The sequence below is a fragment of the Sporosarcina sp. Marseille-Q4943 genome (assembly GCF_943736995.1).
Lineage (GTDB): Bacteria > Bacillota > Bacilli > Bacillales_A > Planococcaceae > Sporosarcina.
In genome coordinates this window covers 723,780-737,684 of record NZ_CALSFT010000002.1, presented here as the reverse complement: position 1 = coordinate 737,684, position 13,905 = coordinate 723,780, and the positions used below count along the sequence as shown (strand labels likewise).

Genomic DNA, 13,905 nt, shown 5'->3' with positions numbered 1-13,905 from the left:
AGATCAACCCTCTTCCCCTTCTTCAATGGAAGCGAGTGTAACTGCTTTGCCTACGAATCCATCCGCCGCTTCAATTAATGTTTGTGCCTTTCCTTTATTGACTTCTGCCAGAATCATGACGATTGCAAGCTTCACGTTATAGCCAGTCTGTTCCAATACCGTTTCGGCCTTCTCTTCATCCATTTCCGTAATCGTGCTAACCATCTTTTTCGCACGCTCACGCAATTTGAAATTGCTCGCATTCAAATCGACCATCAAGTTTTGGTACACCTTGCCCGTCTTCACCATCGCTGTCGTCGAAATCATATTCAAGACCATTTTATGTGACGTCGCTGCTCGCAGTCGTGTCGAACCGGTCAATATTTCCGGACCGGTAATGACTTCGATCGGTATGTCTGCGTAATTGCTAATGACCGAATTTTCATTGTTGGAAATGCTGACGGTCGTTGCGCCGCATGATTTCGCGTACACGAGCGCACCTTTCACATAAGGCGTCCGGCCGCTAGCGGCAATGCCGATGATGACGTCTTGCCCGTTTAGTTGAAGATCCTCTACATCCTTTGCTCCGAGCGCCTCATCATCCTCGGCACCTTCAACGGCCTCATACATCGCCCCTTCTCCGCCAGCTAAGACCGCTTTCACGAGATCCGGGGAAGTGCCGAACGTTGGAGGACATTCCACTGCATCCATAACGCCGATCCGGCCGCTCGTCCCTGCACCAACATAGAGGAGCCTGCCGCCATTCTTAAAAGCTTCCACCACTTTTTCAACAGTCTTTTCAATTTGCGGGATCACTTTCCGGACAGCTAAAGCAACGGTCTGATCCTCGTTATTCATCGTTTTCAGTATGTCCGCGATTGACATTTCATCCAACCGCTTCGTCTTCGGATTGGATTGTTCAGTCGTCAGAAGTGATAATTTCTCCATCGTCCGCCTTCCTATCTATATCGTAAGTAACGTTCTCTCGTATCCATGAATTTCTCCGTGTCACGTACACACTGCTCGTTATACAAATTGATATCCCCACTCAGCAACCCGTTGCGCAAAACATCATTCCCTGCGAGCAAATCAAACATCGGATGCCGCAAATTGCCATACTCCAAAAACTCGAGTTTATCGGCATACATCGATGCAATGACTGCAAGGATATGGGCGACCGACTCCACAGGCTTGAATGTCCGTCGATTCGTAATATGAAGCTGAATCCCCTCGCAAAGCTGGCCATGATAATTTGAATATGTCGGGGTGAAAGCAAGCGCACGTGCCCGGACACCCTCCAAGCCTAGCGCATTTACGTTGTCTTGCAGCTTCTCCCCGTCAATAAAGGGAGCCCCGATAATTTCAAACGGCTGCGTCGTCCCGCGCCCTTCGGACAGATTCGTCCCTTCCACTAAACAAGTGCCCGGATACAACAGCATCATATCGAGTGATGTCGTATTCGGCGAAGGCGGAATCCAAGGGAGTCCATTCTCCGTTTGGAATGAACTTCTTTTCCAACCTTCCATCCCGACGACTTCCAATTCGCATCTGATATGAAACTCTTCATTGAAATAAGCGGCCAATTCACCGACGGTCATGCCGTGCCTATTCGGGATCGGGTAAAGCCCGACAAAAGACGAGTAATCTGGATCGACCAAATTCCCTTCGACACTTTCCCCGCCGATTGGATTCGCTCGATCAAGGACAATCATCCTTTTCCCTGTCCGCGCGCAAGCTTCCATCATATACGCCATTGTGTAGATATACGTGTAATACCTCGCGCCGATATCTTGAATATCGAAGATGACGACGTCAACTTGTTCCATCATCGCGTCCGTTGGTTTCTTCGTCTGTCCGTAAAGGCTGTATATCGGGATGCCGGTGGAACGATGGACGGCATCTGTGAATTTCTCCCCTTCCTTCACATTCGTCAACAGCCCGTGCTCCGGTGCGAAAAGGGCTGTCAGCTGAAGCTCCGGATGTTCATGGAATAACCGAATTGTAGAGACGAGCCCGGCATTTGCACCTGTTTGATTCGTCAATAAACCGAGCCGCTTCCCCCGCAAGTCAGACAGATCCCTATCGAAGAAGACGTCAACGCCAAGCTTCACCCGATTGAGCCCCATCATCATTCCTTCACGCCGCCAAGCGTCAAGCCTTGGATGAAATAGCGCTGGAATAAGATGAAAACGATGATCATCGGGATTGCAGCAACCGCCGCACCGCTCATGAGTAGCTTAAAGCTAGCCAAGTTCGCATCCTGCAATGTTTTCAACCCTACTGGCAACGTGTATAGTTCCGCGGTATTCAGCACGATGATCGGCCAGAGGAACGAGTTCCAAACGCTCATGAACGTGAAGATGCCGAGCGCAGCAAGTCCAGGTCTTGCAAGTGGAAGGACGACTGTCCAAAACGTCCGCCATTCACTGGCACCGTCCATACGTGCAGCTTCCAGCAATTCATCCGGAATGGAATACATGAACTGCCTCATGAGGAATACGCCGAACACCATTGAAAGATCAGGCAGGATCAACGCCCAATGCGTATCCATGAGGCCAAGGTTCCCGACCATGATGAACAGTGGCACGAGCGTCACTTGACCGGGAATCATCATCGTAGAAATGATGACCCAGAAGATCAGGTTCCTCCCTGGAAACTTCTTCTTCGCCAGAACATATCCAGCCATCGAGTCGATGAGCAAGATACCTATCGTAACGACGACTGCAATGTAAATACTGTTGAAAAACCATTTCCCAACATCATGCTTCTTGAACAAGTTCTTGAAGCTTCCGAACGAATTTGAAACGATATGGTCCATCATGTCACGATGGTACGCTTCCTCTTCGGAATCTCCCGCTTTCGCCGCTTCCCTCGCCTCGCCCCAATGTTTGAAATAAAGCGGAATCCCCATTGGATACATTTTCGGCGGATTGGAATCGACGTACGAAACCGGCCGCTCCATGTCTTGGGATTGGTAGCTGCTTAATTGAAGGGAAGTCGAGAACACCCAATATAGCGGAAGCAAAGAAACAACAGCGAAAACAGTGAGCAATCCGAATATAATTAGTTTATTTAAACGATCAAGCGGTTTTTTCTTCATTTCCTATCCCCCAATCACTCATCATGGCGAAGCACCCGGAATTGGATGACAGAAAAGATGAGGATAATGACAAATAATACGACTGATTGAGCTCCTGCCAAACCAAATTCAAAATCCCGGAATCCCGTTTTGTAAATGAGATGGACGAGCGTCTCGGTCGCGCTTCCCGGTCCTCCCCCCGTCATCATGATGATTTGCGTGAACACTTGGAATGAACCGATCGTGCTCAGCAGCACTAAATACAACGTCGTCGGTTTTAATAAAGGGATCGTAATATGGATCCATTGCTTGAATTTGCTCGCGCCATCCATCCGTGCGGCTTCATACAACGATTGGGAGATCGATCCCATCGAAGCCAAATACATGATGATCCCGACACCGAACGGAATGAGGCATTGCATGATGATCAACGCCCATAACGCGGTGCTTGACTGTCCGAGCCAGTTGACGGGACCGACGCCGAACCAGCCGAGCACATAGTTAAATAGGCCGAAATCGTAATTGTACATCCAGCGCCACACCATCGCGATGATGACCATCGACGTGACCGTCGGCAAATAGAACGCTGATCTGAATAGACTTTGAGACAGCTTCCCCAACTCAAAAATGAGCGTCGACAGCACAAGGGCGCTGATGACGCCAAACGGGACCGTCACGACCGTGAAAAGCATCGTATTCTTCAACGCAATGCGGAATGCATCGCTCTCGAACACTTTTATGTAGTTCGCGAACCCGACAAATTCACTGCCAAAAATCTTGTATTTCTGAAAGGAAAGGACGAATGCCCACACAACGGGGATTGCTACGAAAAGCGTGAAAAGAATGAGCTTCGGAAGCAGGAAGAGGTACGCGCTATAGTTCCGCTTCATTTCGTAGAACAGTTTCCGAGGGCTCCTACTCGACTTCCCGATGACTTTCAGTTTTTCCTTTTTCTTTTTCGGCACTGCACCCATAGGTATCTGAGTCACATTGACACCCCCTAAAAGTGAAGCAGGCGTACGCGATGCATAGCCTGCTTTCTTCTTTATTTCTCAAATATGTGGTCTGCTTCTTGATTAGTATCGGTTACTCCAAAATTTGATCTACTGCTTTTTTAGCATCCGCCATGGCCTGTTCAGCAGTCTTTTCACCATTGAACACGAGTTGCAGCTCATTTTGGATCGCTTCATCGATTTTTCTCCATTCCGGATGACGTGGGAGCATGACGACTTGATCGGACATTTCCATTGCACGCGTCATTTCCGGATTGTCTTTGAACGGATCCATTTCAGATGCACTGATGCGCGCTGGGAAGATACCATAATGTTGTGCCATATGGTATTGCTCTTCAGCTGTGGAGATGAATTTCATGAAATCTGCGACAGCCGCTTTCTTGTTCACATCTTCTTGGTGCATCATGACCCATCCGCCGACGCCGCCGATTGTCGCTGCATCTTTATCACCTGACGGATATTCGGCAACCATGAAGTTTGTCGGATATGCGCCTTGTGCTGCACCGATCGCCCATGTTGCCCAAGGTTCCATTGCGACAGTACGCTGCTCTTCATTCGCCCACGCTTGGAAAGTGCCGCCGACGTCATTGCCGCCATGCGTTTCCGGAGCGACTTTATGCTTCAATTTCAAGTCCGCCAAATCTTGAATCGCCTTCACCGCTTCAGGAGAATCGAATGTGAACTCCGTCATATCCTCGTTCAGCGGCGATCCGCCATTTTTATAGAAGAACGGCCATGCTTCATAATAACCAGGCATGATGTACGTCGAGAATCCATATACGTCCGTCTTCCCGTCGCCATCCCGGTCGAACGTCAATTTTTCCGCTGTTTGTAAAAACTCCTCATACGTCCACTTGCCATCTTTCGGCGGCTCAACGCCAGCCTCTTCGAATAGATCCAAGTTCAACAGCATCGTGTGCAACGTAATACTGTTCGGAATCCCGTACAGCTTTCCGTCATACGTATAAGCATCTAATGCATTCTCGTAAAAGTCCTTTTTCGCTTCTTTATCGAAATACGGATCCAATGATTCGATGACGCCTTGCTCGATATGATCGATGCTCACTGCGCTTCCGCTAATATCGACAGGAGCGATGTCCGGCCAAGCTTTCGCGGCGATTGCGACACCTAGCTTATCTCCCATTTCCGCCCACGGCACTTGCACCAATTCAATTTCAATACCATCATTTGCTTCTTCGTATTCTTTGATTTTTTCTTCTAGCCAGTGGAATTTATTATCATCCGCATCCGGCCATCTCGGTCCATCCCAAATGGTGATTTTCCCTTTGAACTCTTCAGCATTTCCCGCTTCTTCCTTCTCACTGCAAGCTGCAAGCATCGTCGCTGCAAGCCCCAATGATAAGGCCGCAAGAGCGGATTTCTTCCAAACTTTCTTCATTTTTTGACCCCCTGTTTATTTTTCTATGAATTTCCCCATTATTTATTCCCAGCAGGTAAAACGGTTTTGTTCAAATACGTATAAAATCACGGAACCACGCATAAATCGCAGAATTCACGCATAAGCGTTGGTAAATGCGCATAAATCATGAAAATCACGCATAAACGTCTGCAATCCCGCATAAATCCCCAAATATGCGCATAAACGCATCAACCGCCGTACGCGATTTTCCCCATAATCGTCGCCTTCTTCGCACCCGTCGCCGCTGGTAATGAATTCGGCATTTTGTGGATGCCCAAATAGCCGAGAAACGCAAAGACGAATGCTTCCTTCGCATCTGCGTCAATTCCAAGATCATTAATCGTCATTATTTTTAAATCTTCAGGTAACTGAGCCTTCAGGAACCCCATCAATGTTTGATTGTGCACGCCACCTCCGCTAACGATCACTTCCTTCACGTCATGTGATTGTATATATCTTTGAATCTCTGTAGCTATCGTTTTTGCCGTCAGCATCGTAGCGGTTGCAATTTTATCAGTGGATGATTGACCGCGTTCATCCCCTTCCGTCCAGAACGTTTCGACGAAAGCTGTCCCGAATAATTCCCTTCCGGTGCTTTTCGGCGCCGAGGCAGCGAAATATTCATGACTCGCCAAATGACCCAACCACTCATCATCGACCGTTCCGCCCTTCGCCAATTCGCCGTCCTTATCGAATGAGCTATGCCCGCCCGTTAACTTTGCAACACAAGCATCGATCACCATATTTCCCGGTCCTGTATCGTAGGCGATGATCGGCTGCTCCGATCGGAGCCGAGGCAGCACTGTCAAGTTGGCGATGCCGCCAATGTTCAGCAATACGCGCCCGCCCGTTTCCGATTGGAATAAAATCTGGTCTGCAAACGGCACTAATGGAGCACCTTGCCCGCCCGCAGCGATGTCACGCGTCCTGAAATCCCCAATGACTGTTTTGCCCGCACGCTCTGCAAGAACAGCGATATCACCAATTTGCATCGTATTCGGACGAGCATAAGAACGGTTCGGTTCTACTTCAGGCTCATGCCAAATTGTCTGGCCATGCGAGCTAATGAGGTCAACCGTATCCATACCGATGCCCACGTCCTGTAAAACTTCCATCAGCGAATCTGCATACATTTCCCCTAGATACATATTCATTGAGGATACGAGATGCAATGGCGCCGCCGAATCCATCAACTTGTGCAGTTCCTTCTTAAGTTCATCATCATAAGGCACCGTTACGAAATGAACCAATTCATGCCGGACTTTTCCTTCGTTATACGAGAAATCGGTAATCACGATATCGAGGCCGTCCAAGGAAGTTCCTGACATTAATCCACAGACACGCATTGGTTTCACCGGCATGCTCCTTTCCAAAATCTCTCATTAAAAATGCTTACTGTCATTTTAGCCCTTCTGAAATTAAATATCAATACTAATTTATTACTCTAAAAAGAATTTTCATTCAATTAATAGATACTGGCAACCTACCAGTAATCGATGTTTTTCCTACTAAATACGCAGCGACGACTTCAAATGCCGACTCCGTGAATTCATATGTGCAAACGATCCTGTTCGCCTTTGAAAAATAAGCCGCATCATAAGGCGACCGGACAGCAATGACATCGACCGGCTTTCCGCTAGCCAATATTTCATTGACGAGCAGTCGCTGGTTTTCATGCTTATCGGCATTTAGCGTCAACACGACGATATGGTCGTACTGACCCGCGAGTTCGGTCATGTCTACTTCATCCGGAGTTTCTTTATCAATCTCCATCGACGTTACGTTCCCGTGAACCTTTTTCAACTGCTCCGCCATCGTCAACGTCGCATACCGTTTATCTTCGACCATCATTGCGTATTCGTTTTTCGGATGGACGAGCAGCACATGGTCCTCCGCTGCAATTGATGTACCCAAACCTTTCACTTCCGTTATGCCTTGCACGTAAATCTCTCTCATTTCATCGTGATGCCTCCCGGACCCGACAAATTCGGCAACCTTGTTATTCGCATCAATCTCTTCCCATGACGTATACTTACGGGCGAGCTTTTCAATCCTTTTAAGCGACTCCTCGATCCGCTGCTCGGAAATCCGGCCGCTTTCGACAGCTTCCGCCAACCGGAGGACCGCCTGCTCCTGCAAATCATGCAAATGGGACACCATGACGAAGTCCACTCCCGCCTCGACCGCCCGCACACACCCTTCCACCGTGCCGACCCTTTTTGCAATCGCATCCATTTCCATGCAATCCGTCGTAATGACGCCATCAAAGCCGAGCTCTTCCCGAAGAAGTCCCGTTATGACCGAATGCGATAATGTCGCAGGGACATTTTCCTTGTCTTCGAGAGCGGGAAAATAAACATGCGCGCTCATGACAGCATCCGCCCCAGCCGCCATGCATTCCTTGAACGGCACGAGCTCAACAGCATGCAACCGCTCAAGATCGTGGTCGATCACTGGCAGATCGAGATGGGAATCGACGCTCGTATCACCGTGACCCGGGAAGTGCTTCAATGTCGTCATAACCCCGGCCTCCTGCATGCCAAGCATCGAATGCTTCGCCATTTCCGCAACAGCTGCATGGTCTTCCCCGAAAGAACGGACGCCGATGACCGGATTTTTCGGGTTATTGTTAACATCCACAACTGGCGCCAAATTCCAGTTAATACCGAGCGCTTTCAATTCCTTGCCGGTCATCAATCCTGCCTTCCTTGCATTCGTCGGATCATTGGTCGCGCCGAGAAGCATCGCACCAGGAATGATTGTCGTCCCTTCCCCTAATCTCCTGACGACGCCGTTTTCCTGATCGATGCAAATGAGCAAAGGCGTTACATAACCCGCCTTTTTCGCTTCCGTCTGCAAGCTGTTCGTCAACGCGAGAATCTCTTCCGGCGTGCCAATATTCCTCCCGAATAGGATGATCCCCCCAATATGATATGTGTGTATCAAATGCTTAATTTCCTCCGACATCGTAATGCCTTTAAATCCGGCGATTAGCAATCGGCCGACCTTCTTGTGCAATTTCATGCTGCTCCCCCTCTTAACTCTATTTTTAAATCGGGAACCCTGGTATATGCCCTTCCTTTCTTACATGCAGCCCCCTTGAATTCTTCAACGTCTGCGCATATGTCGTGCGGGCCAAACAGCCGCGCATCGTCCCTAGCGCTTTGTAATAATCATAGTATCGGAAACTCTTGGAGTTCATGATGAACCAATAACACGACAACGCCTCCAAATAAGCGTCGAACGAATCCGTCACATCGACGTAAATATCCGGCTCATACCCATCCATGTCTTCCCAGTTCTCGCTATGGAACACGCGGCGGAGTCCATGCGGTGGCAGTCCGTCGAGATCGAATCCCGGCAAGGAAGCTTTTAGCCATGCATCCTGAACGATCTTCTGACAAAGCTTATGATCGGGATGCATACTGTTCTCCCAATGCGTAATGACAAATTCCGGTTTCTCCCTCCGGAAAATCGTCGCCACCTCTTTGACGATCTCTTCATTGAATGTTAACTCGGCATCCCGGTGTGCGAGCGTAATGCTCGTTCCGCCCAAAATGGCCACTGCCGCCTCTGCCTCGCGAATCTTCTGCAGACGGTATTCCTCCACTTCCATATGCGGCGGGGCTCCCTTCTCCCCGGCCGTCAAATGAAGGAACGTCACCCGATACCCCGCCTGCGCGTATTTATGGGCGATTGCCCCGGCTTGGATTTCCCCGTCGCCACAATGCGCCCCCACAATCATGACATGCATGCCAATTCCCCCTATGAAAACAATGATGTATAGATGATATTATGTAAGCGGGGGCGCAAGCGAAGCATGGCAAGATGCCTTCCGAAATACACCCGGTTCGTCAGCAGCATGACCGTCAATTCCTTGTCCGGATCAATATAAAAGCTCGTTCCTGTGAATCCCGTATGCCCATACGTGCTTTCCGACATCAAATCTCCAGCCGGACTCGCCCCGCTCCCTTTCAATTGCCATCCAAGACCTCTGCTTTCTTTTGCAAATGGTGTAAAGTTACGCCTCGACAGCGCAAGCCAGTGCGGATCGAGGATGTTCTTCCCTTCATGCACCCCGTCATTCTCAATTATCTTAGTGAAAACGGACAAATCCTCCATCGTCGAAAACAATCCAGCATGCCCGCTTATTCCGCCCATGAATTCCGTATTGTCATCATGGACGATTCCATACTTATGGCCTTGCAGATGGTCGTAATACTCGGTCGGCGCATACCGCTGCCGTTCATATACCGGTTTATAGCCCGTCTCCTTCATTCCCATCGGCTCAAATAGATTTTGCCTAGCGTACTCGGCAATGCTCTGCCCGGTGACCTTTTCGATAATGTCCATAAGGAGAATGAAACCGAGGTCACTATAGACGACATCAGTATCCGGCGCATATTCTAGCCTTTCCTCTTCAATTTCCTTCAGCACCTGGTCAGCCGAAAGCCTTCTTTCAAAATACGGCCTATGGGCAGTCAACCCTGAAGAATGGGTGAGCAGCTGCTTGATTGTCAAGCCCTCTTTCCCGTGTTTTTGGAATGAAGGAATGAACGTCGCGACCTTATCATGGAGATGGATTTCACCCGACTCACATAATTGCAAGATCGCCGGCAACGTCACCATCACTTTCGTCAACGAAGCCATGTCAAACAGATGGCTCCTCGTTACGGGGACTTTGTCTTCTTCCAAGCTATTCGTCCCGACCGCCTCGTCGAGAATGATATTCCCTTTATGCCGAACGCGGATGACCGCTCCTGGCGTCACTTGTTGATTAATTTCACGGTGTAAAAATTTCCGTACGGCTTCTTTCATTTATTCCACCCCTACCGTTTTCGCCATCGACTGATACTGTTTCCAAGGCGTGAAGCCAAGCTTTTCATAGAAAGCGACGAGCTGCGTCCAATCAATGACGATGTTTGTCACTCCCCTTCCAATCAGTTCATTCGCCGCGGTTTTCACTAAATCGATTCCAAAATGTTTCCCCCGGATTTCACGATCAATTCCTAACGGTCCGATGCCGCCCATCTCCCCTTCGACAAGCGCAGACCAATACACGTTTTGCGCGATGACAGGCGATTGGAGGTCATTCATTCGGCAGAATCCTCGCAGTTCATCTTCAATGAAAAAGCCCATGAACTCCCTCCCTGACCCGCCAATCAATTCATAATGGAGCGCTTCATAATGCCAACGGCCCGGAAAGACCCGCTCCAAAAACCCGAGGAGAGAAGGGAGGTCATCTTTCGTCAACAGTCGATAATGCTCATTTGAGTTTGTTAGCTTATACAGCTCGCCATCCCGGACGTCCTTAATCAAATCCGTTTCAATGCCACCTTTGTTATATCCGCACTTTTCAAGCCAGTTGATTGTCCCCTCGTCCTCACGCGGGACACCGGGAAGATAATGCCACGGATCACGCCCCAAACGAATCTCTTCGACTCCGGCATCAATGAGCGCCTGTTCCGCCAGTTTGAGCAGCGCAGTTCCGACTCCTTCGTTTCGAATTGCCGTTTCTACAAGCATGCATTGGATCCAACCAATCGTCGTCGGCATCCGGGCATCGAGCTTCTCCAAATACCGTTTTGCAACAATGAATCCGCGCAGCCGCCCTTCCCGGACGACCGCGAGTGATCCTTCTTCAAGCACATTCGGCTCTATTGTCGTATTTTGATTCCATAAAGCAATGCTCATCGGAAAACGATCGCCGATTTCCTCATTCCACAGCTCTACGATATCGTTCACGGGGATTTCGGATAAAGGCACGATTGTCATGGCGTCACCCTTTCTCGAAGCTGTTCATTCAACCGGTTTGTAAACTCCGGATCTACAGCTGTTTGCTGAGCCGCCAATCCCGCAAGCACCGCCCCACCGAAAGGCGGTACGTGCGTCGTTTGGAAAACGGCGTTCGGAATGGATTGACGAGCCAACTGACGGAAGCGTACTGCAAACAGCTCCGCGTCGGTAAAGACGCCGCCCGACAGCACGATTGCCGTCGAATGGTTCTTATCGAATAAACGGCGATGGCAAGCCTCGATGGAGTGCATCATTTCCAAGCACGCTTTCTCCACAATTCTTTTAGAAACTTCATCATCCGCCCGTGCTTCCTCCATGACAAGGCGTGCAAGGGGCGCGATGACTGAACGCGGGTGTTTTGTACCGTACACTTTGCCGATAATATCCGGTACCTTTTGTACAGCGAAATATTCTGTTACCCCATCCGTCAATGACGTACCCGGGCCGCGATTATCAAAAGAACGGAATACCGCTTTCAACGCTTCATTCCCTAAATAAAATCCGCTACCTTCATCGTCGAATAAATAACCCCATCCGCCTGAACGGGCGACTTCCCCGTTTTCATTGATGCCTAAAGTGACAGCGCCGGTCCCTGCAATCTGAACGATGCCAGGCTCGCCGAGCGTGCCGGAATATAATGCATTGAACGCGTCATTCCGGACAATCACTTTCGTCCCTTTCGGCAGCTCCTGAGCTAACAAAGCCGCCACTTCCGCGTCCCGTCCACTTTCCCCGACGCCTGCAATGCCTGCATAACAGATGGACAATTGATTGAAAATGGCTTTGTCCTGCCTTTTCAACTCCCTTGCCAACCCGCAAATGACCTTTTCGAATTCCGCTTGCTGCAACGTGTTCGGATTGCTCCGTCCAGTTACCGCATGCATGTGGACGTTTCCAAGCTCATCTGCGACAACGCCCGTCGTCCTCGTTCCTCCGCCATCAATTCCTAATACATACATCTAACTACCGCCCTTAATATCTAGTTTCCAAATCGATTCCCGTGTAGAAATGCTTCAATATGACATCATACGTATATCCTTTTTCAGCCATGCCGACCGCGCCGACTTGGGACATTCCGACGCCATGGCCCCAACCTCCGCCGTCCACTTTGTACCCGATCGTCTCTTCCGTCTCTTCATCTTTGATCGGTTCGATGATGAACAACGTACTTAACAATACTGCCGGTGCGCCATTCGCATTAATATATTGCAGCGCCCAGCGGATACGGTCTTTGTATTCGTAGAACGTTCCATTTTCAGTTACGAATTCAATTTCGGCCGCACGACCCGAACTGGAGCGTTCCGTCACATTGATTTCCAACACTTGGCCGACTTCCGTATTGAAGTAGCTTCCGACGATTTCACTGATCTCTTCTGCCGTCCATTCGAAATGCCAACGATAATATTTGGACCAATCCGCTTCGAAATCACCCATCTTCACTTCACGCAAAGACTCGCCCTCATCGCTATTCTTGTAAATATCCAACGCCGGGACGTATTTCAAGTCGTTCCCTTTCTGAGCGACATGCTTCGCCCTCAAATAAGGAGTCGCATCCGAAGTCCACACATCATCGTTATTCGCCGTGAATCCACCGCTCGTCGAATGATAAACGGCTGTAATGAGCTTGCCTTCATATGTTGCGACAATCCCTTTCGTTTCATCGACAGCTTCATTGGAAATCGGATGTTCCGCGCTATACCCTCCATACACTTGATCTGAAGTCGTCGGCAATAGATCATAGCCGTCCGCGCTTCGCTTGCCTAAATTGGACAAAGCGTACGTACGTGCAGCAATCGCCTGCGCTTTTTGCGCTTCGACTTCCCCATATGGAACAGGCGGAAGTTCACGAGGAACGACGCCGTATAAATATTGCTCGACGCTCAATTGATTGATGCCCACCAACGTTCCGCTGCTATTGAAGCCTACTTCAGCGAGGCCGCGATACGTTTGCCCATTGATTTTGACGAATCCGGAAGAAGCAACCAGTTGGACTGGGTGTGCAGTTTCCTTTTCCTCCCCATTTTTCGTCACTTTCAATTGTGTTTCGCCTTCAGCAATCGTCACCACTTTCCAAAACGCGTCACTCGCAGCCAATCCTTTTGCGACGACTTCCTCCTTGAATGCGGTTCTTACTGTAAACGACGCATCCGCCGGAAACTCACCGAGATACAAACGCCAGCCGCCGTTATAGTCTTCGGTGTACGTCGGATACCCTTCGGCGTGTGCCCGTCGCAGCCAATCATCTACATATGCTTGACTCGTCGTGAAAGCAACTTGAAGCCGGTAATGGCTTTGAACGGTTGCAGCGGAGCCCAATTCCACAAATACTTCTTCATCCATTCCGGTAAATAAAACCTCACTTGTATACTTGTCAATCAGTTCAAATGCACCTTGCCCACCAATGGTCAATGAACCGACGCTCGGTACTATCCCGATTCGGATTGTCGGATCCTCGCCGGTTTGTGCAGATGCGAACTGCCCTCCCGCCCCGTGAAAAAACAATGTGCACGCCATCAAACCTGCGGCCACATATTTCAAGACTTTCATCCAATCCCCCACCCTCTCTATCATTTTTGCAATTTTCGTTGCTATTAATAGAAATTCGACGGAGTGATGAT

General features: G+C 49.4%; 12 protein-coding genes. All 12 read right to left on the bottom strand.

Translation table 11 applies throughout. The features are described from left to right. Window positions 1-3 precede the first annotated feature (3 nt). Window positions 4-927: an N-acetylmuramic acid 6-phosphate etherase gene (murQ, locus tag NIT04_RS03615; RefSeq protein WP_252502240.1), complete on the bottom strand. Its 924-nt coding sequence runs from the start codon at window positions 925-927 to the stop codon at window positions 4-6. Window positions 928-938: 11 nt separating this feature from the next. Then, window positions 939-2,111, bottom strand: coding sequence for an exo-beta-N-acetylmuramidase NamZ domain-containing protein (locus NIT04_RS03610; protein ID WP_252502239.1), 1,173 nt, complete (start codon window positions 2,109-2,111; stop codon window positions 939-941). Then, window positions 2,108-3,079 carry a carbohydrate ABC transporter permease gene (locus NIT04_RS03605; RefSeq protein WP_252502238.1) on the bottom strand — a complete coding sequence of 324 codons (972 nt, stop codon included), beginning with the start codon at window positions 3,077-3,079 and terminating at the stop codon, window positions 2,108-2,110. Before NIT04_RS03605 ends, NIT04_RS03610 begins: the two co-directional genes overlap by 4 nt. 14 nt (window positions 3,080-3,093) lie before the next feature. Further along, window positions 3,094-4,047: a carbohydrate ABC transporter permease gene (locus NIT04_RS03600; protein ID WP_252502237.1), complete on the bottom strand. Its 954-nt coding sequence runs from the start codon at window positions 4,045-4,047 to the stop codon at window positions 3,094-3,096. A 97-nt stretch (window positions 4,048-4,144) separates the two neighbouring features. Continuing rightward, window positions 4,145-5,470 (bottom strand): extracellular solute-binding protein, encoded by a 1,326-nt coding sequence (locus tag NIT04_RS03595; RefSeq protein WP_252502236.1) that lies wholly within the window; start codon window positions 5,468-5,470, stop codon window positions 4,145-4,147. Between the two features lie 209 nt (window positions 5,471-5,679). Continuing rightward, entirely contained in the window at window positions 5,680-6,837 is a 1,158-nt protein-coding gene (locus NIT04_RS03590; RefSeq protein ID WP_252503180.1) for an anhydro-N-acetylmuramic acid kinase, read from the bottom strand. Window positions 6,838-6,952: 115 nt separating this feature from the next. Further along, complete coding sequence (gene nagZ, locus NIT04_RS03585) at window positions 6,953-8,515, bottom strand: beta-N-acetylhexosaminidase (protein WP_252502235.1); 1,563 nt, start codon at window positions 8,513-8,515, stop codon at window positions 6,953-6,955. Window positions 8,516-8,540: 25 nt separating this feature from the next. Then, entirely contained in the window at window positions 8,541-9,245 is a 705-nt protein-coding gene (locus tag NIT04_RS03580; protein WP_252502234.1) for a PIG-L deacetylase family protein, read from the bottom strand. Between the two features lie 11 nt (window positions 9,246-9,256). After that, on the bottom strand, window positions 9,257-10,309 hold the full coding sequence (locus NIT04_RS03575) for a serine hydrolase (protein WP_252502233.1): 1,053 nt from the start codon (window positions 10,307-10,309) through the stop codon (window positions 9,257-9,259). Beyond that, window positions 10,310-11,266 (bottom strand): GNAT family N-acetyltransferase, encoded by a 957-nt coding sequence (locus tag NIT04_RS03570; protein WP_252502232.1) that lies wholly within the window; start codon window positions 11,264-11,266, stop codon window positions 10,310-10,312. It lies immediately after the preceding gene. After that, a complete protein-coding gene (locus NIT04_RS03565) occupies window positions 11,263-12,246 on the bottom strand; it encodes a BadF/BadG/BcrA/BcrD ATPase family protein (RefSeq protein ID WP_252502231.1) in 984 nt (327 codons plus the stop codon). The genes NIT04_RS03570 and NIT04_RS03565 overlap by 4 nt, the downstream gene beginning before the upstream one ends. A 13-nt stretch (window positions 12,247-12,259) precedes the next feature. Continuing rightward, window positions 12,260-13,834, bottom strand: a complete 1,575-nt coding sequence (locus NIT04_RS03560; protein WP_252502230.1) for a SpoIID/LytB domain-containing protein — start codon at window positions 13,832-13,834, stop codon at window positions 12,260-12,262. Window positions 13,835-13,905: the final 71 nt, after the last annotated feature.

What these genes read in the sequence shown, in the direction of transcription:
- NIT04_RS03605 (WP_252502238.1), bottom strand. Translation starts at nt 3,079, where the DNA reads ATGAAGAAAAAACCGCTTGATCGTTTAAATAAACTAATTATATTCGGA.
- NIT04_RS03610 (WP_252502239.1), bottom strand. Translation starts at nt 2,111, where the DNA reads ATGATGATGGGGCTCAATCGGGTGAAGCTTGGCGTTGACGTCTTCTTC.
- NIT04_RS03595 (WP_252502236.1), bottom strand. Translation starts at nt 5,470, where the DNA reads ATGAAGAAAGTTTGGAAGAAATCCGCTCTTGCGGCCTTATCATTGGGG.
- murQ (WP_252502240.1), bottom strand. Translation starts at nt 927, where the DNA reads ATGGAGAAATTATCACTTCTGACGACTGAACAATCCAATCCGAAGACG.
- NIT04_RS03580 (WP_252502234.1), bottom strand. Translation starts at nt 9,245, where the DNA reads ATGCATGTCATGATTGTGGGGGCGCATTGTGGCGACGGGGAAATCCAA.
- NIT04_RS03565 (WP_252502231.1), bottom strand. Translation starts at nt 12,246, where the DNA reads ATGTATGTATTAGGAATTGATGGCGGAGGAACGAGGACGACGGGCGTT.
- NIT04_RS03590 (WP_252503180.1), bottom strand. Translation starts at nt 6,837, where the DNA reads ATGCGTGTCTGTGGATTAATGTCAGGAACTTCCTTGGACGGCCTCGAT.
- NIT04_RS03560 (WP_252502230.1), bottom strand. Translation starts at nt 13,834, where the DNA reads ATGAAAGTCTTGAAATATGTGGCCGCAGGTTTGATGGCGTGCACATTG.
- nagZ (WP_252502235.1), bottom strand. Translation starts at nt 8,515, where the DNA reads ATGAAATTGCACAAGAAGGTCGGCCGATTGCTAATCGCCGGATTTAAA.
- NIT04_RS03575 (WP_252502233.1), bottom strand. Translation starts at nt 10,309, where the DNA reads ATGAAAGAAGCCGTACGGAAATTTTTACACCGTGAAATTAATCAACAA.
- NIT04_RS03570 (WP_252502232.1), bottom strand. Translation starts at nt 11,266, where the DNA reads ATGACAATCGTGCCTTTATCCGAAATCCCCGTGAACGATATCGTAGAG.